This is a genomic window from Photobacterium sp. HL06 (assembly GCF_059552575.1).
The window spans coordinates 526669-551520 of the sequence record NZ_CM183915.1 but is presented as its reverse complement, the minus strand read 5'-3'; the positions used below and the strand labels follow the sequence as shown (position 1 = coordinate 551520).

Genomic DNA, 24852 nt, shown 5'->3' with positions numbered 1-24852 from the left:
ATTTTGCTGAAACTGCATCTTGAAGTCACTCGATATATGCCAACTGGTTGGCACCAAAGAAATCCAGGATTGGCGCTAACTCGCGAGGAGAGCGCTACTTATACTCGACTTATTGTTAGCTGAGATATAAATAGAGTGAACCATTTTGTTTGAGTCTATCTGGATTTTGATCCCCGTGGTGGTGGTGGCTGCTTTGGTGCGCGGCTATGCCGGTTTTGGCTTTGCGGCAATCGCCGTGGTAGGACTTAACTTCTTTCTGTCGCCCCTGCAGAGTATTCCCGTGATTCTCGGTTTGGATGTGCTCTGTAGTGTCGGCCTGTGGCGTCAGGCGCTGCGACAGGCGGATCTCCCCACTTTTAAAATGCTGACCTTTGGTTCGTTGTTAGGCATACCAATCGGACTTAGCCTGTTGCTGCTGATCCCGGGAGACGTGCTTAAGTTACTGATTTCTATTGTTATTTTACTGTTTGCGTTGGTGCTCATATTTGATTTTCGGTTGCGCCGTGCCGAAGGGCTGGGAGCAAAACTTAGCTTTGGCATGGCCAGTGGCCTTGGAACGGCAGGTGCCTCTGTCGGCGGTCCGATGATCGTCTGTTATATGCTCTCGAGCCCCCTAAGCCCTAGCGCTCAACGAGCAACGATGATCCTTTTTTTTATTGTAAGTGAAATGCTTGCGCTAGGTGCTTTGTTTAGTGGTGGTCTGGTGGATGGGCAGGTGCTGCAACTTTTATTGAGCTTGTTGTTGCCGACACTACTTGCGGTACGTATGGGCCAATGGCTGTTTAACTGCTATCCGCCCAAATCACTAAAACACTTCGCTCTGCCCATTATGGTGATGGTTGCCTTATTGGGAATTAGCGCCTCTGTTGAGAAACTGATTTAGAACTCTGGTGCATTACGCATCAGACTAGAAGACAAATCAACTGATGCTGATTTGTCTAAAGAAACAAGGAATTTTGATTATGGAAGCAGAAAATAAAATGGATACAAATACCCACCCGGCCCTTGTTGGTTCACTTAGCTCTACCGCTCCGTCCGAAAAGGTCATCAACTTCAGTCCCGGGCCCACATCACTACCGAAGGTTGTAGAGGAAGAGATTGCTGCAAGCTTCAACAAATCCGGACTTACGTCATTGGCATTGTCACACCGTACGCCTGAGTTTCAGAAAATACTCGACCATACCACCGCGACTGCCAGGAAGGTTATGGAGATACCCGACGATTTCGAGGTACTTTTCACCCATGGCGGCGGGCACGGACAGTTTGCCGCTTTACCCCTGAACCTCTGCCACGACCAGTCGGACGTTGCAACATATATTGTAAACGGCACTTGGTCAGCAAGGGGAAGGGATGAAGCTCAGAAGTACTGCAGCGTTCAGACCGTTGACGGTAGCGATCCCCACACGGGAGCTTACACGACCTTTCCCGAGCTGGCCGAAGCAGACATCGATCCGCAGAGTAAATATGTCTATCTATGCTCCAATGAAACGGTAAACGGTATTGAGTTGCACAGGCTTCCCAGGCTCCCGGAATCGCGCAGGCATATCCCCCTTGTTGTTGATGCTAGCTCCGACTTTACAACTAAACCCATCGACTGGCATGGTTGTGGCGTTGGGGTGCTCTTCGCGTGCGCATCTAAGAACATTGGCCACCCCGGGTTAACCATGACGGTCATCCGCAAAGATCTTCTCGGTAAAGATAAGGCATCCCCCCTCTGTCCAGGTGTTTTCAACTACACAACCAATAGTGAGGCCGGTAACCTCTGGAATACTCCCGCGACCTTCAACATCGAAGTGGTCGGTTTCGTTATGGACTGGCTTCAACGCAAAGGCGGCGTGACCGAGAATGAGCGCCGCTCCATTGCCAAGGCCCAGATCCTGTACGATGTGATTGACAACTCCAATGGTTTCTATGCCACCCCGGTTCAGAATAAGGCATTGAGAAGCAGGATGAATATCCCGTTCAACGTGCAAGGGGGAGATGAAGGGCTGACCAATAAGTTTCTGATTGAGAGCTGGGACAAGGGAATGGTCGGGCTACGCATCCTGACGCCTTTCGGTGTAGGAGATTATCTCAGAGCGAGCCTGTATAACGGGATCACCGAAGAAGATGCCATAATCCTCGCTGATTTCATGCGATGTTTCGCCATAGAAAATTCAAAGTAGAGTCGTCGGTAGTCTTGGGCATTAAGTTAGCCGCAGCAACCGCCTAGTAAGCTTTATTTAAAGATCCGCCTTCTATTGTCGGCGGATTTTTTGTATCTATTTCTGGCTAATTCCCGATTCCGAACAAAATCACCCTCATTTCTAAAAATAGCCACTGGTGATTTGCGATACCAGAGGTTATTCGATGGGTAAATTCTGCCCAAAGCACATAACTCGGTTTTGTCCGTGCGACGTGAAGTCGTATGAAGCGCTGTTCACGGGAGTGTTGCAAATAATCAGATAAGGCAGGTCTAGCAAGTCATTGGCTTAAAGTTACGAGTAAATCACTTCAACATTGAATAAACGATTTATAAAGGCGGATCTCTCCCGCACAATGGTTTCACGTTCATCATGACGTAACCAAAAATCAAACTGGCCCTTGTTCAACATCCGTAATGATTCGAATCCCTGGATAGTTGACCAGGCTCGCTTTCGTATTTTGAAACCGCCGGTGGCTACAACAAGCTTCTTGATGGGGGCGTGATCGGACTCGATACCATTATTGAGATACTTCACTTGCCACTGCTCGACATCCGCTCGCAGTCGTCCCTCCTTCTTCAAGCGGGCTATCGCATTGGCGTATGAGGAATGCTTATCAGTGTTTAACGTTTTAGGCTGATTGTCTTAGCTGTAATATCTCAGGCAGCGCCTAAGAAACTGATATGCGGCTTCTTTATTACGTTTGTGAGAGAAATAGAAATCCAGTGTTTCCCCCTGCTTATCGATGGCACGGTACAGGTAATGCCATTTTCCCTTCACTTTGACGTAGGTTTCATCGATCTGCCACGAAGAGTCTTTCGGATGAATTGATGGCGACGTAACTTCTTGCGTAATGCAGGGGCATACTCAATAAACCAACGATAAATGGTCGAACGATTAACCGAAATTCCTCGCTCTGCCAGCATGTTGCTGAGGTTGGCATAGCTCATTGGTGTCGATCCATACCAGCGTAGGCACCAAAGAATGATCTCAGGTGCAAAGTGTTTCCATTCAAATTTGTGGTTGGTCATTGAGTCGCTAGATTAGATGGGAAAGACGGAATTCTGAGCTTTGGCTGAATTTTTTGCAACAAGCCCAACCCGTGCGTTTTTAAGCTTGTATACTATTATTTGGCTAGAGACTCAGTTCTGGTAATACTGAGAAATGATTTTGGACTTAACGTAAATCAGCAGTCAGTTTTATTTGGACATTTCAATAAATGAGTATGCAGTCTAATGTTCTGTTAGGCGCAGCCACTGAATGGGTTGCAGTGGAACATTATCAGACAACCCAACAAGGGAGTCATCATGAAGAAAAATACACTTTTGGTTTCTACTTTGGTTTGCGCCCTGTCATTGTCTGTCGGCATAGCACAGGCTGAGGAAAATACCCAGAAGAAAGAAAAAGCCTACGACAGTCAGCTTATGACAGCACAAGAGTGCACGCAGTACTGCGCACAAATTGATGTCGAAAAAAAGGCAGCGGTGCGAGAACAAGAACACCATGAGCGTGAAATAATGCAAGAGCGAGATGAGCGTGGTATCTTTGCTCGATGAGTGTGACGTTAATAGTATGTGCTAAAAAGAAACATTTAAAAACCAGATAAATAATATAAGAATACCGCCATTTTCACCATGGCGGTATTTTTTAATTGCTAAAGTGGATTAACGTACAGTAAATCCTAATAGAATTTCCATTTCGTTATTGTCCCAGCTAGAGCTAGAACTAGAATTGTCACTGTCAGAGTATGTATACTTTAAAGCATCGTATGATACAGATGCATGCCATGAGAAGTTATCGTTAACTTCCTTTTTAAATTTAATCATAGGATCAATATGTGCAAAAACGTCTGTAGAGCCACTATCCGGTGTGTAATAAGCCTCAACATAGCTTTCTATAGCGAAAGAAAACCCTGCAACTAATGGTAGTGAGTAAGTTAGGTAATCTTCAGTTCCGAGTTGATAATCATACTCATCTTCTGATGAATCATAGTAGTTAAAGTTATACCATGATAAGTTAAGTTCCCAATTGTCAGATAAATTACTATCTAAATAGAAGTTAGTCTCAACACCACTTATATCTTCAAGGCTTCCACCATCAGATTCTCCAACCTGTGCCCACAATTCAATGCCTAATGAGAATTCCTTTCCTGCAATTGTTATATCTTTACTGAAGAATGGGCTAAAAATGTACTGGGCAGAATAACTATCATCACTACCATCATCGGCATTCCACTTAGCGTCATATCTTCCTAAGTAGTAAAGTGAGAAATCAAAGCCAGCTACTTGGTCAAGTTTTTGATAGATACCGAACTGAGTATCCCAGCCCTGTTGCTTTGTTCCGTCAGCATTTTCTATAAAATCTTTATCTACATCGAAAAGGAATTTAAAGCTATCGTTTAATTTATAAGATCCTTTTCCTAACGTCCATTCGATTTTTTGGTATCCACCATCATAATCATTAACTTTTACCTCACTTTTTAATGAACTCAACTCCCCTGCTAATACATTAGCGCTTGCGAGTGACATGCCTGCGAGTAGTAAAGCTGATTTTTTTGTCATTTCCATGTTCATTAAAGATTCCCTGCTTTTTCCTAGATAAAAATTTGTTTTTAAATATGGAGCTCTGTTTGGTCTTATATAAAACGATGATAAAAGCCATAACCTCTTGAGGTGATGAAAAATCAACCAAAAATGCGGCCTAACTTAATGCTTAGAGTTAAATTAACCAGATAGTCATTACCTTAATTTCAGCCATGGCTTCTATATTTGATTTGTTAATTCAATTGTATTTTTACATAAAATTGTTTGTTCCCATCAGAGCGATTGCGAACTTATCAATTATTATAATTGGATACAAGAGAATATATTTGGCTAATAGCGAAGAAGGTGGTCGTTAATTCTGCCTAAAGCCGTATATATAGAGGTTATCTTGATCTTGAGTATGATTTAGTGGTAGGAATGCCTTAATTGAGCAATTGCTCTAGAGTTTAATTTTTTTGTGGCTTTACGCACATTGAAAAGCATAAGTAGTCACTATGTATGCACTAGTGTGGTCATAAATGTTTATTGGAAAGTTGCGAGCAAGTTAACGTTGAGGTTTGGTTGTTGGTTGAGAATGTAAACGCTTTTTTTAATTTGAGTTTAATCGAATCAATGTGCCAGAAAAAAATGAGCAGCAGATTTGTTCTTGTCATAAGTAGAGCTTTGTTTTAATGAGTTCTTTAAAAATCCTATAAAATCAATTAATTAAGTTTTGGATTGCCAATCCGATCTATGTTGTTTGATTTGTTGCTAAGTGATTTGTGAGAAGAAAACACAGGATATCGAAAGGAAATCAGTGAAAGAAAGTTAAATGCATCTGTGATGCGTGTCAGGAATTATCATTTTCAGATAGATAATGCTAAACCTGTGAAAGGCTTCAATATTTTGCGCAGTGATATATTATTTTGATCTAACTTATTGCCTTTTGGTATATAATGCCCACGTATAGATTATTCATTATTTTGAATTGTTATGCAATGAGGGGTGGGTTGCAAGATCGTTTTCGAGCTTTTGCTCCAAACTTTTTGCGATAAAAAGAAAATTATAACAAATGGAATATGAAACATTACGGTGAATGGTTATTCTGAAATTACTTTTCATTTTTCATATTTGATAATGGATTTTTTTCTTTGGTTTGCTTTTTAATTAAATATTGAGTTGTTTAGAGCCTGCGTTGTTGATAGCTTGTTCTCGTCTATTACAGTATCCACTTTCCCGATCTTATTTACTGGGTATCCCGGCCTCAGTTGCCGGGTTTTTTTTGTGGTATCTGTGATTTTATTGGGAAATAATCCTAATTAAGGGCGCCTTGTTTTTTAGGGCAAATATTTTTTGACAGGACGTTATATGAAAGAAATGATGTTATTACCTTTGGCGGCATTCGTCGCCTCCGGTATGGCTGCGGCTGAAGATTTGAAAGTCTTTAAGTTCTCCGAAGACGGAACGCCGACCACCTTTGACCCGGTTCAATCTGGCACTACTTATGCCAACACAGTCACCACCGCAGTCTATGACACGTTGTATGAATATAAATATTTGAAGTCTCCCTATGAATTAAAACCTAGCCTGGCAGTGGGGATGCCTCAAGTTTCTGAAGACGGCTTGACCTATACCATTCAGCTCAAGCAAGGCGTTAAGTATATTGATGATCCTGCGTTTGTTGATGGTAAAGGGCGCGAGCTGACGGCAGATGATTTTGTGTATTCGATCAAGCGTCATTTCGATCCTAAAAATCGCTCTCAGGGTGCCTGGTTATGGGCCGGTAAAATTGTTGGTCTGGATGACTGGAAAGCCAGTGGGTCTGATTATGATAAAAAGGTAGAAGGCCTTCAGGCTCTGGATTCATATACGGTTCAAATCAAGCTGACCAAGCCATTTCCTCAGCTGACTTATACCTTGGCGATGGGGTACGCAGGTGTCGTTCCAGTGGAAGCGGTTGAAAAGTATGGGCGCGAGTTGTCTATACACCCAGTCGGTTCCGGGCCGTTCAAGTTAGTCTCGCATAACAATACGAAAACCGTATTGGAGAAAAACACCAATTACCGTCAGGAAATTTTTGACTTGTCCGGTGCTGGTTATGATGAAAAAGTACATGGGTTTACCGGTATCAGTGCCTTGGATGGTAAGACGCTTCCGATTGTCGACCGTGTCGAACTGAACTGGGTAAAACAAGCCTCAGCGCGTTGGAACTCATTTAGTAAAGGGACTGAAATTGTTAATACGACGCTGCAAAATGAGCAGATGAATGAAGTGTTGGCCAGTAAGAATCCGGTGAAACTAAAACCGGAATATGCCGAGAGGTTTAACTTCCGGGTGAACCCTGAAGCTGGCCTGGTTTATAACTTCTTTAACTTTGATGATGAATACTTTGGTTACTCTGAAGATCCGAAAGTAAATGCGGCCAACAAAGCGCTGCGTTGTTCGATCGTCAAGTCGTTCAACTGGCCACAGCGGGTTTCTCGTTTTTATCTAGGTATTGGCGACGCCTATCCAGGCTTTATCGTTCCGGGTACTGATGGTTTCGATCCGAATATGGACAAGTCTTCAATTCAGCAAGACATTGCCGGAGCGAAAAAACTGCTCAAGGAGCATGGCTGGAACAAGCAAAGCTTGCCAGTATTGTATTACCCAGGAGTTTCAAGTACGCGAAACAAACAATTTTTCGAACAATTCCGCGGTAATTTGACCAAAATTGGCTATCCGAAGAACAAGGTAAAGATTAAGTCTTTTGCTACCTTCGGCGATTTCAGCAAAGATGTGAAGATGAGCAAGACTCAGCTGGTTCCAATGGGCTGGGGGTTAGATTATCCGGATGCGGAAAACACCCTGCAGTTGTTTTATGGTCCAAACCGTTCACCGGGCTCCAATGGCTCGAACTATAACAATCCTGAGTTCGACAAGCTCTATGAACAAGCTGCGGTGATGCAGCCAAGTCCGGAACGTACCGAAATATACAAGCAGATGAACCAGATGGTAGTCGATGACTGTGTTGGTATTGGCGGCTATTCCCGTACGCGCATTCGTATGTGGCACAAGAATGCCGTTATGTGGCCTCAGCGTGATGTTGTAGGTAATTACCTGAAATACGTTGATATCAAATCATAAATAAAGCTGGGTCATTATGGAGATTTTAAAACACTGTATCAGGAAGCTGATGTACAGCATCCCTCTACTTTTCGGGGTAACCCTGATTAGCTTTGTATTAATGGTTTATTTCGGACCGGACAAGACGTATGACTTGCTGGGCCGTAATCCAACCATTGATGAGATCAACGAGATCCGGCATCAGCTAGGTTATGACCAACCCTTCTTTGTACGTTATTTCGAGTACATCAAAGAAGTTTTGCTGTTTGATTTCGGCTATTCCGATTCAACCGGCGAGAGGGTGACATCGATTTTGGCGAAGACCATTCCGGTTTCGATCGCCTTGCAGTTACCGGGTTTCATTATTGGTAATGTGCTGGGGATCTTACTGGCGCTGTTTGCTGCCATGCATCGGTCAACCTGGTTGGATAAGCTGATCATGTCGTCCTCGGTGGTGGGGATGAGTATTTCATATCTTATTGTGATCATTGCGACACAGCTGATTTTCTGCTCCAGCTATGGCCTAAATCTCTTCCCGGTCTATGGCTGGGAAGTAAATTCCCTTTCGGATTATCTTTACTACATTACGGTGCCGACTATTTCATCGGTGTTTGTGGCTCTGGGCTACAACACCAGATTTTATCGCGCTGTGATCGTAGAAGAGACAACCCGAGATCATGTTCGTACAGCTAAGGCCTTTGGCCACAGTGCGAGCACGATTTTGTTCAAGCATGTCCTGAGAAATGCATTGATTCCGATAGTTACCCGCATTGTCTTCTCCATTCCTTTCGTGATTGTAGGCGGTGCACTGTTGTTGGAAAGTTACTTTGGTATCCCTGGTGTCGGGCTAACCGCCTACGACGCGATCACCACCGGCGATCTGCCTGTCTTGAAGGCGATCATCGTACTGACCACGTTGATGTTTATTCTTGTCGTGAGTCTTGTGGATGTTTTATATCGCGCCGTTGATCCGCGTATCTCTCTAAAATAAAGGACTATAGCTATGTCGGATACAATCATGGAGCAGGGAATGAGCGCGGTGGCACCGGCAAAACGCGAATCCCTCTGGACGAAAGCTTTTCAAAAATTTATCCGCGACAAGGTCGGTATGGTAAGCCTGTCTGTGGTTGGATTATATCTATTCCTCGCTATTTTGGTGTGGCTTGGGGTTATAGCCCAAGGGTGGGATGAACTGCTAGCCGAAGGGCAAATGGGGCCGACGGCCGAGTACTGGTTCGGTACTAATATCAATGGCCAGGACATTTTTCAACGGACTATTTATAGTACCAAAACCGCGTTTGAGGTGGGGCTGACCGTCGCGGTTGTAGCGACGGTTATGGGCGCACTGGTGGGCTCGACCACCGGCTATTTTTCTGGCACGGTGATTGACGAGCTATTTCTATGGCTGATGAACTGTCTCGATTGCATCCCATATTTCCTGATGGTGGCGGCCTTTGCTGTTGCTTTGGGGGAAAATCCTTACGCTATGCATATTGCGATGATGTCCTGTTTTTGGATGGGCACGGCAAGGCTGGTTCGGGGAGAGGTTATCAAGCTCAAGAATATGGAGTTTACCGAGGCGGCCCGTTCTCTGGGCGTGCCGGTCTACCGGGTGATCCTCAAGCACCTGCTACCCAATACATCGCATATCTTGCTGGTGGAGATGACCCTGTTGTTTATTACCGCGATCAAGAGTGAGGTGATCCTGAGTTTCCTTGGCCTCGGGGTAAAAGATAGCATCAGCTGGGGACTGATGATAGCCGAAGCCAGTAGCGAGGTGACGGCGGGTTATTTCTGCAATTTCTTTGCTGCCTCGGGCATGTTGTTTGTACTGGTGTTGGCCTTCAATATGTTTTCTGATTCGCTGCAAGACGCGCTGGACCCAAGGAAGATTTAATATGTCTGAGCAAACCCCACTGTTGTCAGTGGATAATCTTACGGTTGAATTTAAGACCGACAAAGGCACGGTCCGTGCGATTAACGGCGTGAACTTCAAAGTGATGCCGGGGGAAACAGTAGCTATCGTCGGTGAATCCGGCTGTGGCAAATCCGTCAGCTCGTTGTCGATCATGGGGCTGGTGCCTTCGCCGCCGGGCAAAATTGTCGACGGCAGTATTACCTTCAAGAACCGCGAACTGGTCGGGCTGAGCGAAAAAGAGTACCGCAAGGTTCGGGGCAATGAGATCTCGATGATTTTCCAGGAGCCGATGACGGCATTAAACCCGGTACTGAAGATCGTGACCCAGATGGTTGACGTGATCCGGCTCCATAACAAGGTCAGCAAGGCCGAGGCTCGCCGGCGGGCGATTGAGATGCTGGATACCGTCGGCATCCCTTCACCGGAGAAACGGATTGAACAGTATCCCCATGAGCTATCCGGTGGGATGAGGCAGCGGGTAATGATAGCAATGGCTCTATCATGTGGCCCGGATCTGTTGCTGGCCGATGAACCGACCACGGCGCTGGATGTGACGATTCAGGCCCAGGTGATGGACGAGATGGTCCGGTTGCAGAAAGAGCTGGATATGGCGGTGATCCTGGTGACCCACGATTTGGGGGTAGTCGCCGAGTCCTGCCAGCGGGTGGTGGTAATGTACTGCGGCCAGATCATCGAGGAAGGCCCGGTCGAGGAAATTTTTGCCAACCCGAAACACCCTTATACCAAAGGATTGCTCGAGTCGATCCCGGTGGTACGGGATAAAAAAATCCCGCGCCTGCCGACCATCAAGGGGGTGGTGCCAGACTTGCTGCACTTACCCGATGGTTGCCGCTTTGCCGACCGTTGCGACAAAGTTCATGGCCAATGCCATCAGGCTGTTCCTCAGCTGCAGGGATGCGAAAACCATAAAATTGCCTGTTTTAGCCCGAATGGAGAAGCCTGATGAGCGAAGTATTGTTAGAGGTTAATGGCCTTAAGAAGCACTTTACGGCCGGCAGTCGCTTTTTTGGCAGCCAGACGGTGTGTAAGGCGGTCGACGATGTTAGCTTTACGATCGAGCGGGGGAGAACCCTCGGCCTGGTCGGTGAATCAGGCTGCGGTAAATCAACCCTTGGCCGCTGCGTGTTGCGGCTGCATGAGCCGACTGCCGGCGAGGTGAAGCTGGAAGGGGAGGATATCTCCGGGCTGGCTGGCCGTGAGTTGAAGGCGAAGCGCCGTGATATGCAGATCATCTTCCAGGATCCCTACGCTTCGCTTAACCCGCGGATGACTATCCATGAGATCCTGCGCGAGCCGCTCGATACCCACAAGATCGGCACTGAAGCAGAGCGTGAGGCAAAAATCGCCGAGGTCATGGCCATTGTCGGCCTGCGCCCGCAGGTGCTGAACCGTTATCCGCACGAGTTTTCCGGCGGTCAGCGGCAGCGTATCGGTATTGCCCGAGCATTGGTTCTGGAGCCTAAGTTTATCGTTGCGGATGAGCCGGTATCAGCGCTGGATGTGTCGGTACAGGCTCAGGTACTGAACCTGATTGCCGAACTACAGGAGAAAAAGGGGATTTCTTTCCTGTTTATTGCCCATGATCTTGGCGTGGTCCAGCATATCTGTGACGAAGTCGGGGTGATGTACCTGGGGCGGATTGTCGAAAAGGCTCCGGCGGACGTGCTTTACCGTGATCCCAAACACCCATATACCCGGGCGTTGCTGTCGGCGATTCCGGTTCCGGATCCCACTGCAGGCAAGGAGAAGATGAAGCTGGAAGGGGATGTGCCTTCTCCTTTGGCCCCGCCGAGCGGTTGTACGTTCCGTACCCGCTGTCCCCATGCGACAGACCGGTGCAGTAAAGAGCAGCCTGTTGCCCATAATACCGGTGAATCAGGCTTTGAACATCTTGTTGCCTGCCATCTGTTTGACTAGAAAGGAAGAGGGGTCTGCCAGTGGCAGACCTTTAGCTTTATCGCATCCAGAAAAACATTAGCAAATGTATAGCAATTTAACATTAACAGCCTGTGAATGAGTTCAGAATCTAAGTGGATGTGGAGCATAAACGTGCCAGTATGGTGTCTCAGGTACGATGTAGAACAGGAGTGTGTTAGTGCTTATACTTGTTTTATTCCTATCGAATAACGCTTGGTAATAACCGGCATAGCCAATATGAATGTACACAGTCAATATTTTTGTACGCCGTGTTGATGAAGAAGATCACAAATAGATGATACTTATTCTCATTTGGGCTTAAAGCCAATATAAACAAGCTTTAGGTTAACGGATTTCTTCTATGGTAAGTTTCTATATCAATATACTGGCATATAGAAAATTGGCAGTGAGATTGCGTTACACCTAAATAGATTAGAAGAGCTAAATAATGAGTTTAGAGAAAAATACGGAACAGAAACACGCTTGGCAAACAACTATGCCACACGACCAATTTGAGTTTATGAAGAAGGTACTTGCCTCGCCTTCGCCAATTGGTTTTGAAGCCGCAATGAGCTATGGCGTTATTCAACCTGAATTTGAAGCTTTTATGCCAGCCGGTTGGGGGATTCATCAGTTTAAAGGGAATGCGGGTCTGGTTTTCGATTCTCATCCGGGTCGTGATGACCTGGTTAGCGTGATGATTGTTGGCCACGCTGACAAAATCCGTATGCAGGTACGAAAGATTGATGACGATGGCAAAGTGTGGATTAACACCGATTCTTTCTTGCCAACAACGCTGATTGGTCATGAAGTCAAAGTATTTTGCCAACATCCGGATAAAGCGGATAAATTCAAAGTGATTGAAGGGTGCACTGTTGAAGCGCTGGGAGCGATTCACTTCTCCACACCTGCTCAGCGCACTGGTGAACAAGGTATTAAGCCAGAATCGATTTATCTGGAGCTGCACACCCATGGCAAAGATCGTAAAACACAAGTTGAAGCTTTAGGGCTACGCCCTGGTGACCCGATTCTTCTAGACCGCCCAATTAAGCATGGTGTTTCTCAGGATACTTTTTATGGTGCTTACTTAGATAATGGTCTGGGTTGTTTCTCTGTAACAGAGATTGCGCGTTTAGTGGCTGATGAAGGTCTTGATAATGTTCGTGTCCTTTATACCATTGCAACCCATGAAGAGATTGGCCGATTTGGCTCTACACAGTTAGTGGGTGAGCTTAAGCCAGACGTATTAATTGCTACTGATGTAAACCATGACTACGAAGCGGCGCCGGGAATTGGCAACCGTAAAATGAACCCACTTAAGATGGGTGATGGCTTTACCATTGGCCGTGGCTCTGTCATTTCAGAGTTTTTAGTTCAGTCTTTAGAAAATGTCTGCCGTGAGCAAGACATTCCTTACCAGTTAGACTTCTCTGGTCGTGATATGGGCACAGATGGTATGGCTGCTGCGTTAGCCGGCGTTGATAGCGCAGCAATCACCATTGGTTACCCAATTCGTAACATGCATACATCGTCAGAGTCTGCACACACGGGTGATCTACTTGGTTCTATCCATGCTCTTGCCGGATTATTACGTCAGTTTAATGCGCTGAATGATGGTAAGGGCATTACGCGTGATGATCTAAAAAATAGTCATATCCGCCTTGATTATATCTAACACATTGTTTATTAATAATAAACTAATTAGAGGCGCATAATAGCGCCTCTAGTTGTTTCCATGCATATCCGTGAGCATTAAATGGAGTGCAAAGGAAACTGCAGATACGTTCATCACATCAACAATTACCTTTAGCCGGAAAATTAAAAACTGGAAATGGCACTAGTTAGAGTAAGCCGTCTGATCTGCCGTTGAATAAATTCATTAAGGTATTTTGGGCAAAATCGTGCCAGAGGGTGGCGCTGCCACGATACAGGACATTTTCATGTTAAGGCTATTGATCTAGTTTCTCTATTACCTATGAGATAAAGTATTGAAAGCGCCTCGAGAAGGCACTTCAAGGTAATTGGAAATAGAGCGTTTATGCTTGGTATATTCAAAAGCAAAAAGCCGCTGCAGAGCAACTGCAGCGGCTTTTTTATTCAAGTAAAGCTACCTTAAATCAGACTTCGCCTTCATGTTTTACTTTACCGCGACGCTTTTCAAGCTCTTTGCGCACATAGTGTGCACGCTCTTCGGTAAAGTTATAGTTGTACATAACCAAGATAGCAAGCAGTGCCGTGACCACAGGGACAACAATATCAGCCATACGCAGTAGGTTGATTATCTCTACTGCTTCCGGCATATTTAACAGCGCTTCGCCCGCCTGCAGTGAGTTTCTGATCTCTTCCAGCCTGCCGTAGCCGATAGTACTTAACACCCAGCCAGACATCAGCATTGCAATCGCTGTACCCAGCTTAACAAACCACCAGTAAACCGCACCAAATATACCTTCGCGGCGCTCACCGGTATTGAGTTCATCCAGGTCACATACATCAGCTGTCATTGACATCATAATAGTGAACAGACCACCGATACCGAAGGTCATCATCGGCAGAGAAACAAACATCATCCAGTGTGTGTCTTCATTAAGCGCTTGTTCAAAGGCCCACCATCTTAAAATGTAACCGGCAATAGAGATAAGTGTTGCAATGATAAATGCATTCTTCTTATCCATTTTCTGAGACATCTTGGTTATCGCTGGAATAACCAGCAGACACGTGCATAGCGAACTGATGGTACCGAACCACGCAGGCCATGTACCGGAAGCGCCCTGATCGCCATTAAATACATAGAATACGATAATAAAGAACGAGAATTGTGCAACTGTCTGAAAGCCGTTAAAAACAAGGAAAGTCGCGCTGCAAAGCTGTACGAAAGGAACGCATTTGAATGTTTGCCAGATCCCTTTAAAGAAGTTGACCATAATAGAGCCAAGTGAAGCAAAGGAGACTTTTTCAGCCGCTTGGTCAGGAAGCGCACGCTCTTTGCAGAAGAGAGCAGGAATAATACCGAAAACGAGGCAGATAAAGCCTACCCAGATAGCTAAGTCACGGCAGCCGACTGCAGCTGATTCATACAGATTAGGATCATAAATAATGACCCAGAACCATGGCGCAATCATCCATGCCAGCTGGCCGATCCACTGTGATACCGCCATAATACGGGTACGTTCGTGGAAGTCCGGGCTCATCTCGTAGCCAAGCGCAACAAGGGGCGTTGCAAAAATAGTATAACCGAGATAGAACAACAGAGAGAGCACAAGGAAGTAAACGAAATTATAGGTTTCACCATTTTCCGGATAGATTTGCCACATCAGCATAAATGCGGCACCTGTGATTATTGCACCGATGAAGATATACGGGCGGCGGCGTCCCCAGCGTGTTCTTGAGTTGTCGGAAATATAACCCATTAGCGGGTCGGTAATTGCGTCAAATAGGCGAGGTACTGCTCCTAATATACCGACCAGAAATGGATCCATACCCAGTCCCATAACCAGTACGATCATAAATACACCCAGCGCAGCTGAAAACAGCTGGTTGGCAAGCGAGCCGATACCGAACGCTATTTTCTGTAGCATTGGGACTACATCTTCGGAAGCAGTTTCGTATTGTTTTATTTCACCAATAGTTGCGGCAGATTGCCTAACTTCACTCATTAAATTTCCTTTTTAATACTTCAATATTGAGCCGCTCGAGATTATACAGGCTCAACATATTACTTAATTTGCCAACAAGATCCCGTAAAATTAAAGAGCATTAACGACCACCGTTGCTAGCGGTGGTCGAAATACTAAGTTGGCAGGTTAAGTAGTTACTTTTGATTGCTCTACATAGTTGATTTATAGAAGGTTTACCTGAAGCTCAGATACTTTACCCTCTCTTAATGCAACAGCATTCACACCTTTAACCTCTGATAGAACTTTGCTTTCGCCATTGGCAAAAGTGAGTACATACTTTTCAACGTCGAATTTATCAAAGGTATTGACTCGGGCGCGGTTCACATAGGTCACCTTAGTCGTTCCCATAAACGTAAATGACACTTCATTGTTTTCGTCAAAGAACTCTGTCGGTAGTGCCGGTGTTAGGTTCAGTGTGAGCTCACCACTGTTCATAATGAATGGCTTATTACCAAACATTATAAGTGTCCACATATGCAGCATTTCTACTGTGGAACCGGACAAGCGGGCAACAAAACCTTGTCCATGAACCATAGGATCCGGGTTACATGTTGGGGCGATAAATGAGGAGTTCTCCAGAATACTTCTGCCGTAGACATTTGGATCCATAAAGCAAATCAGGTTTGTCTTTATTTCCTGATAAAATTCGCCGTACATGCCGGATTTCAGCAATCCAAGTAAGTACTTATAATTCATGTGCAAGAAGTTTGACTCGCGCTCCAGCCAGCCTTTAGTAAATGCACGGGCACGGCCGATCTCTAAGCTCATTTCATTCAGGCATTCACTGGTTTTAAACTGCCCAAGCTCTTTGTCATAGATTTCGGTTTGTTTGATCTTGTTATACGAATCTAAGTTGGCGGCCATATCGCCTGAAGCCTTTAGCAATCTTGCCGGTGCTTCTAAGAACCGTGGCAATACGTGCAGTTTAAATTCGTTAACCCTGGCGAGTGGTAGTCCGTAATGGCCAATCTTTGCTTGTCCGTTTTCTAAGATCGCCTCATGCTTAGTGGCTTCATAGTATAAGAACGTTGGCACAATTCCGCCGGACAGAGTCTTGGCTTTCTCTAGTCCATGTTCTAATTTGGCAATCATCTTGTCGAGCAAAGAAGCCAGATCGGTTACATTTACCCTCTCATTATTTGATTCAACCGTAAATCTGACCGTTTGCCTGTAATTCTCTCTTAGCGTTGCAATCTGATCCCAGTATTCAACCCCTTGTGCGTCTGAATCCAGCACGGAATTTACGCCGCCAATGTATGAGGTAAACTCCTTTGGCAGCAACAGCGAACCTTCACCCACGACGGACTCTTTCAGGAACTGGGTCAGTCTCAATAGTTCAACGGTTTCAGATACGCCTGAACCAAAGATCCCGGGTAATCCATTCATCGCATCGTTCCAGCCGGGCTTGTCGGATTCCATTTCAATACCGATGCCTTCTGGGTCTAATGTGGCAAACTTATTGAAAGCCAGCGTAAATAGCTTGGTGAATAGGTTTGTCTTGATGATATTTCCAGCGGTATCAACAGCCCAGTTTGACCCGTTGACATCCATATTTAGTCTGCTGACTTTTTCATCATCATTATGAAGAAGCGAGCCGTAACGTCTGATCTTGCCATCTTTTGTAATGACGGTTTTTTCATCCCTCGGCACAACCGTAACTGGTGATGAGTAATACTTATAGTCGTAGTTATCAAACAGGAACTCTTTCTTAGTATCCGGGTTAATCGCCAGATAAGACTCAACCAGATCTAAGATATAAGTCCAGTGATCGACCCAGAATCCTTCACCGAATGAAGCTTCGATGTTCTGGTTGGCGTGTTGCAGGATATCAGCCAGTAACGTCATATCATCTTTGTCTGACGTTATGCTTTCATTCGCCATAGTGTTGATGATAATGCCTGGGGTGAATTTAGAAGAAAGCACTTTCTCCATTAGGTCATGTTTGTTGTTGAAGTTCTCGCTCACCAGGGCTTTCAGGTTGGTGTCTGCATTTAGCTCAAATGTTGAACCATTGACGCCCAACGGGTTATACCCATCTAACTGGATTAACGATGCAAAAAGCAATACGTTAAAATCACCAATCTTTGGATTAAACAGTGAATCAACGCGTCTGTTTTGGCAGACATCGCGGAAGTTGCCGTTCCCCTGAGAGAAGTATTCCGGAGCCACATTGAAGAAGTTGTAATCTCGCTCCAGATCGCCATGTTTTCTTGAAAAAATGTGGTAAACGTGGTTTTTGTTTTCGGTTTCAAATACTAACGGGTAACCGCCACGCAGGATATTGTCCAGGTAATTTTGTTTGATGTATTCGTCAAACAGTGGATTTGATGTTTTACATTCAACATCTTTCACCAGCTCGCTAATGACGTCTTCTGATTCTGCTTCTTTTGCATCAAAGTATTCGTCAGATACCATGCCAGCTACTTTAGAGTTCAACAAATCAACGTGTTGAGCGTGACCGATAATGGTTCTCAAGGTAAATGTTTCGTTGGCAGATAATTCAACTGCTACAGGTGAGAATCCGACAGGAATCTTGTTCGCTGTGATCTGTTCCTTGTTGTACAGATCTTTGATTGATGTTTCAGAAAAAGAGACCGGGTTGGTCATTGAGGTGTCATGGCCGAAAATCAAAGTGCCATCAACAATTGGCTTGACGAGTTTCTGGTTTGCAAACGACAGATAGAAGTTGCCTTTATCTACGGTTCCAACTTCTGCGCTGTCTGAGGTTGTTGATGTCATCTTGAAAAAAGGAACATCGTTATCCATATTGAAGACATCCATCCAACTTCTCAATAAGTTGGACATCTCTTTAAATGCAGCGTTTGATGTGCCATACGGTAAGAGCTGAGAAATGCCATCAAGCATCTCAAAGCTGCGCGGTTTGCCTGATAAGTCAGTCACCTCAACCTTTCGCATGATAGCGGCTAAGTTATCATTAGGGAGACCGAAATAAGTAATCTTAACAAACAGCCCGAGATCTCGGTTTTCTTCTGTTATTTTGAACTGCCCACGTTTAATGTGCATTTTTCTGTTGATGTTCTGAGTTCTTGCGGGACCGAAGAACTCATAGACATCACCATCCAGCTTGATAAAAGTTCTGAAACCAACCCGGTTTACATTTTGATAAGCGGTTACTGCTGGCGAGAACTCCAGGATTGGGCTGTCTTTATTCTCAACACCAAAAGAGCATAAGCCTTGTCCCCGGTTTACATAAAACGCCCATAGTGGGACACCTCTCTTACCGGCTAATCCAGGCAAAAACGATGAAAATGTTTTCTTTAAGTCATAATCATTGATTACGAATTCATTATTTTCTAAGTAATATTCTCTATTCATAGTAAATCTATTGCCTATTATTATCTGTGCCTTGTTAGCCATTTTTTATATGGTTTAAAGATAAAGTTGCTTATTTTCAATAAGATATTGTTCATAGAGACACTTGTCCCAGTCAAAAGAAAGCGCTTTCTTTTGGCGTGAGAAAGATACACCCAACCCCTGAATCAAGTCTACAAAAAATGAAAATTGCAGGAAAAAATTGTGAGCTGAAATATTTCAAGAGAAAATACCTTAAAATACAGTGTGTTATAATGGTTGTCTGCTGGAAGGTGTAATTCATTACCATGCAGTAAACGAGGATATACTCAACCGAAGCATAGATATGCAAATGGGATGCTTTTGAATCGTATTGGGTAATGATCGAAAATGTCCAAAACCTATCAAAAGGGCACCTCATGAAGTGGCGCTGTTCTGCTTTTGGGATATAAAGAGTTCTTGAGAGCTGAAATTAACTTGATTCCTTATTATCTAACTCATTTTCTGGTACGTACTGTGTGTGCTGCTTCGGTGATCAACCGCTTAATCAGAGGTTAGAAGTAAATTAGTCGGTTGCAGTGCGCTTAGTTTGGTGAAATAATGCACGCCTAGAAGAAAGCGCTTTCTTCTGGGCGTTTTCATAGAATTATGATGCTGTAGAGCCGACAAGGAAAGGAATATAGTTTTGGCTTTAAATTACATAGTATTGACCGCGTTGGGTATTAGCAAAGCAACAGGTTACGATCTTGCTAAAGATATCCCCAATCTTTTGGGCTGCCGTTGGGAAATGTGTCATAAACAAATATATCGGGCGCTTAGCCTGATGCATGGTAAGGGGTGGCTTTCGTATGAAGTTGAACCCCAGACAAGCAAGCCTGATCGTAAAATTTACACAATAACAGACTCAGGCCATAAAGCCCTTGCTGAGTGGTTTCAGAAACCGATTAGCCACCCGAATACCAGAGACGAGCTATCTGCAAAGCTGATGGGCTGTAATGTATATAGCCCTGAGCCCATGCTTCACCATATTGGAGTTTTACTCGATGAGTCTTATACTCAGTTAACTCACATAAAAGATAGAGAAAATGCTGAGGTTACTCATCAGCCTGAGTTAACACGCAAGGCCCGAATCGAACGTTTGATGCTACGGCGAGATATTCATAATATGCAGGCAAATATTAAATGGGCGGAAGAGGTACAGGCAGAGCTCGATGAAATAAAGTGCCCATCAGGGTAATGCATTATCCTGATTTCAGATAATAACTGCCCCTTCATTAATCCAAAAAGTAATTAGACTACGATTAACAAGAACTTGATTGTACTATTTCCAATTAAAGATTTTGTACTTATCTTTGGTTATTAGCCTTACTCATTCAGGTCATGAATAAGCTCCTTGAGCGCGCAAATGGTTTTAACTGGTTTAGTCATGAACAAAGTTTCTTTTCGAAGCTTATGAGTAGAATTAAAGGTCTACAAGAAATTGTCCTTAAAGTAAGGTAGTTAACATTGACTTGGAATGTAACTTTCATTAGGGGCAATTGCATTACAAAATTGTTTATATCCGTTTGCCTTGTTCATGGCTAATTTTTTAATTTAAATGATTTATTTTTAATTTGGTTGTGAGCCAGGGTTTAAGTTCCTATCTCTCCGCCATTATAAGAAGGATGCGCAAGAGCAGCGAGCTAATCTCACGGGTATGATATCCCTCATTTCATGAAGAGTTTTAAAATAAAAAACCGTTAACTTCATCACAATAAATCAGGAAGTATTGTTTTCACGAAAAAAAGGTCATAAAGGTATGGTTTGACAGGCTTTTTGCGCTCCATCAAAAAAACACTTAAAAAAGTCTTTTTTTTTATGACTGAAATCAATTCACGGTAACCCGTCTGCACTTTTCCACACAAACAACATAGGTATTGTTTCGCAATATGTAATAGTCAATTGCCATTCGATACCTCTTTTCTGACAGTGTTCAAGTCTATCATCTGCTCACAATCTAACGGCTCGCCAACTATCTTGCGGTAAGCCATTTTTTAGTTTTGATTGCTGACCTGGAATTGCCATGACTACAAAAAATACTTCTCAGAATGATACAGCCAATGAGCAGCTTGACGCAGACATAGATAACCCGTCTCGCCGTACGTTTTTCAAACGTGCAGCAGTCGGAGGGGGGGCCGCATTAGTGGCAGGGCTTGGCAGCTATGCGGCTGGTAAAGGATCCGTACAGGGGCAGGAAGACCCTAACTGGCCTGAAGTGACCGATGATTTCAAGCCCTTTGCGCAGCGCGACACGGTGTGGTCTTACGCACTCAGCCCATTGCTGATGATGAAACATCCCGAGCGTAATGAGCAATTTGGCCGCTTGAACAAAGACAACCCTCGCTACAACTTTCAGTTGCAGGTTCCGGGGTTTGAACAGAAAGAGTGGGACAACACCCGCCCGGGTTTTACCCAGCTTGATACCGCGCTGCAGCATTCGGCTTGGTTCCCGCCTTATATGTCAGAACTTCGTCTTGGGGCATGTGGGACACCAAATACTCGTATGTACTTATGGGACCAATCCGATGTAGAGCACGAGCAGTATCAGTTTGGCTCAGAAAAAGAGGCCTCTGATGCGATCCGCTCCGCTGCCCGTCTGTATGGTGCGGTGCGCTGTGGTATCGCCCGTCGTGACAAGCGATGGGATTATGACCCTATCTACGATGCCGGTGTGACCACGGAAATGATGGATATGATGGCGAAAGAAGGCATCGGCAAGATCCGCGATCAAAAAGTACTGGCCGGTGCAATGAAAGATGCGATGCAGCACTTTCAGGTTCAGGACAGGGAGCTAAGTTGGGAGCACGATTTTCCTTTCGAGCCTAAGACGGTCATCGTCATGGCCGTGCCAATGGATTACGACAATGTGGCAGCGGCACCAACCAGAACCTCTTGTGCTACCGTCGGTGATGGTTATACCAAGATGGCGACGTTGGCCTCAAGCATTGCCAAGTTCATCAAAGGACTGGGGTTTCAGGCTGTGGCCTGCGGAAACGACTTGGGTAACTCAGTCGCTTATGGCATCGCAGCAGGTTTGGGCGAGGGGGGGCGTAACAACCAGCTGCTGGTACCAGGCTATGGCCCTCGTGTACGTCTTTGCAAAGTGTACACCGATTTCGATTTTGTCGAGTACGACGTACCACACAGCTGGGGGATCACCGAGTTCTGCAAGAGCTGTAAAAAATGCGGCGAGGCCTGCCCAAGCGGTGCCATTGATATGGCTGATGATACTCACTTTTACTTTGACGGTGAGCACTCTGATCAACCGGACTATTCATGGTCCAACCACGAAGGGATCAAAAAATTCCATACCGATGCCAAAAAGTGTTTCGATTACTGGCTGGAAAGTGACACTGACTGCGCGGCCTGCACCGCTTCCTGTACCTTCAACGAACCAGACTATTGGCACCACTGGTTCATTATGGCGATTAACCCATACACGCCAAGGCTTATTCACAGCCTGATGGCCGAGCTGCACCCGGCCTTCGGCTACGGTTCGACCCAGAACCCGGAAAAAGTGAAGAAATTCTGGAAAACAGGTGAAGGCATGCGGGTCAATGAAACCAACCGTAATGTGTTTGGTGCTGTAGGCAAGGCATAAGAGGAGCAAAATTATGGAATTAATACAGTGGTTTGTTATGGGGGTTCTATTCACTATTGCGGTGCTGGGACTGGCGTATCTTTCAGTAAAAGTAAAGCTTCCCTGGTATGGGTGGGCAATGATGATCACAGGCTGTTTGGCTATCTTGTTCGGCATTGGCTGGGCCGGGGCCTCATTCTTTGAAGGCGTTGCTCAATCTGGTGCGATGGCGCTGATCTTCTTCAGCATGCCTGGCGTGCTAATGATAATTCTCGCCTGGCGTAAGTTCGTGCCGAAAGATGCAGTGCTTTAAAACACAATAAGAATGCAATCAGCGTTGGTGGTGATCCCTCCAGCGCTGATTTGTTTGACACAGTAACTCGGAGTAGGTAATGCGAGTAACTCATTCCCGTACGACAACCCTTTTAAAAACGCTGGCCTGGCTTAGTTTGCTGGTTGCCTTTGTGATCGGGCAGCTTGCCTCCCAGCCAAATCATAAAGCAATGCTATCCCACTATATGGGAGATTTAGAACTGGAACGTGCGGATTACCAAAGTGAAAAACCGATTGTTTTTAACCTGGTAAAGCAACAACCCACGGACGCTGAAGTGGTCGTACTAGGAGAAAGCGAAGGTTATGGTGGCCCGATGATGGTTGGGATCTTTGCGCATCAGACTGATACTGGCCCTCGGATCCAGAAGCTGGTTCTGCTTTCCAACACTGAAACACCCCCCTACATAGAGCGCTTGAAAAAAAAGCACTTCTTTAACCAGTTCAACAATAAGTTGATCACCGATGATTTTCTGATTGACTCAGACATTGATGGATATTCCGGCGCCACCATATCGGCTCGCGGGATCACGTCGGCGGTGCGTCAGGCTGTTCATCTCGGCGCAGTGAACCACCTGAAAATGCCCTCTGTCTGGCAGGAAGAGCAATGGCAGTTTGGCATAAAAGAAGTAGGGTTGTTGTTATTGGTTGTTTTGGTAGTCGTTGCTAACCAGTATCAAAGCAAGCTCTGCCGGAGCCTGAAAGCTATCATTCCCCTGTTGTCATTGGCATATGTGGGGATTTACACCAATGCTTCAATCAGTTTTGGCAGCCTCAGCTCAATTCTGCTGGGCTATTTTCCCAGCCCCAAGCATCACCCAATTTGGTGGATTATGATGCTCAGTGTATTTGGCGGGATCGTATTTCTTCGACGCAACCTATACTGCAACAACCTCTGCCCTTTTAGTACGGTACAGGGGTTATTGCATAAGATAAGCGGGATCCGCCTGAATCTGACGCCACAAGTCACTCGTCATGCCAGAAGCATCATTCTGATGCTGATCTGGATGTCATTGATGCTGATTTTCTTATCGCGACACCCGGCGCTTGGCTCTTACGAACCTTTTTCCATGATGTTCGCTTTAGAAGGGATGGGGATGCAGTGGTACATCTTGCCTTTCTCGTTACTGGGGGCACTGTTTGTTCCTGATTTCTGGTGCCGACTGTTTTGTCCTGTGGGCTTTACGCTGAATGAATTAGTGCGGTTGCGCAGCAAAGCGGTGAAATCTATCGAGCGTCTGTACAGATCAAAAACACAATCAATTCCAATTGCCGATATAACAGAAAACGATGCACGGCAAAAACGACGGAGATCTAAATAATGGTTACCACTAGAAAGAAAAGGAAGCCGAATAAGTTTGCGCTCATTATGTTCGTCATCACCTTGGCGTTGGTCATCATTTTTTTCCTCCAGTCAGCATTGAAAATTAAAGAGCAAGGTCTTGTCGGTGGAGCCATCGACCAAGTTCAGGCAACAGTACAAATGTGTCAAGAGAACCAACAGCAGGAGTCCGGGAAATGACAAACACATGGCAGCTTGAGAGCGATAAAGCACACACTGATTTGGAGTTCGGCACGTCTGAATATAAAGCCTGTACCCATTGCCAAAGTGCCATCGAAATTGTGCCTTTGTTATCGGGCAATACTCTGGGAGGACAGCTTTGGAGTGATGGTTTTCTGGAAGCCGAACAGATGCCAGAGCAGGACTTACTGGGCCGTTGCCGCCACTGTAACGAAATTGTCTGCCTGACTGATCTGCAACCTCACCCACAGCAAGAAGACTTTGCTGACAATAATGATTATTCCTATCTGTCATTGACCCTGACTGACTACGAAAAGCTATTGCAGCAACTTGGCGATATTGCCGAATACTATCACGCCTATCTGCGGATCAAGTTTTGGCAGCGAAGCAATGACCCGCGTCGCTATTCAGACACAATGGTTCCGTTAACCGAGCTAGAACAACAAAACCTTCTGGCGTTGTTACTCTTGCTCGACAATGAAGATGCTAGTCGACTGCTGAAAACAGAAATATATCGACAGCTGGGCGAGTTTGAACGTGCCCACCGTGAGTTATCAGACCCTTTCGATCATCGTGTCAGCGAAGTCGTGGTGCATTTAAAGCAACTTGTACGTGAAAAAAATCAACACCTTGCAAAGATCTTTTGCGGTGATTCCGAAGGCGGTTCAATACTTCGCTGCAAAGCAACGTCAAACCACAGAGGCACCGAGTAAGGGGGATTAATAATCA

The 24852-nt window shown here is 45.2% G+C and carries 18 protein-coding genes and 1 pseudogene; 15 read left to right on the top strand and 4 right to left on the bottom strand.

Translation table 11 applies throughout. From position 1 onward, the window contains the following. Positions 1 to 145: 145 nt before the first annotated feature. Positions 146 to 883: a sulfite exporter TauE/SafE family protein gene (locus AC51G0_RS20965; RefSeq protein WP_496303593.1), complete on the top strand. Its 738-nt coding sequence runs from the start codon at positions 146 to 148 to the stop codon at positions 881 to 883. A gap of 79 nt (positions 884 to 962) precedes the next feature. Beyond that, positions 963 to 2165 (top strand): 3-phosphoserine/phosphohydroxythreonine transaminase, encoded by a 1203-nt coding sequence (gene serC / locus AC51G0_RS20960; protein ID WP_496303592.1) that lies wholly within the window; start codon positions 963 to 965, stop codon positions 2163 to 2165. A 312-nt stretch (positions 2166 to 2477) separates the two neighbouring features. On the opposite strand, the pseudogene AC51G0_RS20955 reads toward serC, so the two are convergent. Continuing rightward, a pseudogene (locus tag AC51G0_RS20955) lies at positions 2478 to 3214 on the bottom strand (IS6 family transposase). A gap of 276 nt (positions 3215 to 3490) precedes the next feature. On the opposite strand from AC51G0_RS20955, the gene AC51G0_RS20950 reads away from it, so the two are divergent. Beyond that, entirely contained in the window at positions 3491 to 3739 is a 249-nt protein-coding gene (locus AC51G0_RS20950; RefSeq protein WP_496303591.1) for a hypothetical protein, read from the top strand. A gap of 108 nt (positions 3740 to 3847) precedes the next feature. Here the strand turns inward: AC51G0_RS20950 and AC51G0_RS20945 are convergent, their stop codons facing one another. Further along, the gene (locus AC51G0_RS20945) at positions 3848 to 4756 is read right to left on the bottom strand and encodes a hypothetical protein (RefSeq protein ID WP_496303590.1); all 909 of its coding nucleotides are present in this window, start codon (positions 4754 to 4756) and stop codon (positions 3848 to 3850) included. A gap of 1317 nt (positions 4757 to 6073) precedes the next feature. On the opposite strand from AC51G0_RS20945, the gene AC51G0_RS20940 reads away from it, so the two are divergent. The 6 genes from AC51G0_RS20940 (at position 6074) to AC51G0_RS20915 (ending at position 13341) form a co-directional block, all read left to right on the top strand. Continuing rightward, on the top strand, positions 6074 to 7831 hold the full coding sequence (locus AC51G0_RS20940) for an ABC transporter substrate-binding protein (RefSeq protein ID WP_496303589.1): 1758 nt from the start codon (positions 6074 to 6076) through the stop codon (positions 7829 to 7831). Positions 7832 to 7880: 49 nt separating this feature from the next. Further along, the gene (locus AC51G0_RS20935) at positions 7881 to 8801 is read left to right on the top strand and encodes an ABC transporter permease (protein ID WP_496303588.1); all 921 of its coding nucleotides are present in this window, start codon (positions 7881 to 7883) and stop codon (positions 8799 to 8801) included. Positions 8802 to 8813: 12 nt separating this feature from the next. Continuing rightward, the gene (locus AC51G0_RS20930; RefSeq protein ID WP_496303587.1) at positions 8814 to 9707 is read left to right on the top strand and encodes an ABC transporter permease; all 894 of its coding nucleotides are present in this window, start codon (positions 8814 to 8816) and stop codon (positions 9705 to 9707) included. Position 9708: 1 nt separating this feature from the next. Next, positions 9709 to 10692, top strand: a complete 984-nt coding sequence (locus AC51G0_RS20925) for an ABC transporter ATP-binding protein (protein ID WP_496303586.1) — start codon at positions 9709 to 9711, stop codon at positions 10690 to 10692. After that, positions 10692 to 11666: an ABC transporter ATP-binding protein gene (locus tag AC51G0_RS20920; RefSeq protein ID WP_496303585.1), complete on the top strand. Its 975-nt coding sequence runs from the start codon at positions 10692 to 10694 to the stop codon at positions 11664 to 11666. The genes AC51G0_RS20925 and AC51G0_RS20920 overlap by 1 nt, the downstream gene beginning before the upstream one ends. A 448-nt stretch (positions 11667 to 12114) precedes the next feature. Beyond that, positions 12115 to 13341, top strand: a complete 1227-nt coding sequence (locus tag AC51G0_RS20915; protein ID WP_496303584.1) for a M20/M25/M40 family metallo-hydrolase — start codon at positions 12115 to 12117, stop codon at positions 13339 to 13341. Positions 13342 to 13783: 442 nt separating this feature from the next. On the opposite strand, the gene AC51G0_RS20910 is transcribed toward AC51G0_RS20915, so the two are convergent. Both AC51G0_RS20910 and AC51G0_RS20905 read right to left on the bottom strand, forming a co-directional pair. Beyond that, complete coding sequence (locus AC51G0_RS20910; RefSeq protein WP_496303583.1) at positions 13784 to 15319, bottom strand: MFS transporter; 1536 nt, start codon at positions 15317 to 15319, stop codon at positions 13784 to 13786. A gap of 183 nt (positions 15320 to 15502) precedes the next feature. Beyond that, positions 15503 to 18676 (bottom strand): hypothetical protein, encoded by a 3174-nt coding sequence (locus AC51G0_RS20905; RefSeq protein WP_496303582.1) that lies wholly within the window; start codon positions 18674 to 18676, stop codon positions 15503 to 15505. A gap of 661 nt (positions 18677 to 19337) precedes the next feature. Here AC51G0_RS20905 and AC51G0_RS20900 point away from each other — a divergent pair. From AC51G0_RS20900 to AC51G0_RS20875, 6 genes are all read left to right on the top strand, one after another. Beyond that, entirely contained in the window at positions 19338 to 19889 is a 552-nt protein-coding gene (locus tag AC51G0_RS20900) for a PadR family transcriptional regulator (RefSeq protein WP_496303581.1), read from the top strand. An 825-nt stretch (positions 19890 to 20714) separates the two neighbouring features. After that, on the top strand, positions 20715 to 22292 hold the full coding sequence (locus AC51G0_RS20895; protein ID WP_496303580.1) for a reductive dehalogenase: 1578 nt from the start codon (positions 20715 to 20717) through the stop codon (positions 22290 to 22292). A 13-nt stretch (positions 22293 to 22305) separates the two neighbouring features. Further along, the gene (locus AC51G0_RS20890; RefSeq protein WP_496303579.1) at positions 22306 to 22584 is read left to right on the top strand and encodes a VcrB family reductive dehalogenase putative membrane anchor; all 279 of its coding nucleotides are present in this window, start codon (positions 22306 to 22308) and stop codon (positions 22582 to 22584) included. A 79-nt stretch (positions 22585 to 22663) separates the two neighbouring features. Beyond that, on the top strand, positions 22664 to 23923 hold the full coding sequence (locus AC51G0_RS20885) for an FMN-binding protein (RefSeq protein ID WP_496303578.1): 1260 nt from the start codon (positions 22664 to 22666) through the stop codon (positions 23921 to 23923). Further along, the gene (locus tag AC51G0_RS20880) at positions 23923 to 24123 is read left to right on the top strand and encodes a hypothetical protein (protein WP_496303577.1); all 201 of its coding nucleotides are present in this window, start codon (positions 23923 to 23925) and stop codon (positions 24121 to 24123) included. Before AC51G0_RS20885 ends, AC51G0_RS20880 begins: the two co-directional genes overlap by 1 nt. Further along, positions 24120 to 24836 (top strand): hypothetical protein, encoded by a 717-nt coding sequence (locus AC51G0_RS20875; protein WP_496303576.1) that lies wholly within the window; start codon positions 24120 to 24122, stop codon positions 24834 to 24836. Before AC51G0_RS20880 ends, AC51G0_RS20875 begins: the two co-directional genes overlap by 4 nt. Positions 24837 to 24852 lie beyond the last annotated feature (16 nt).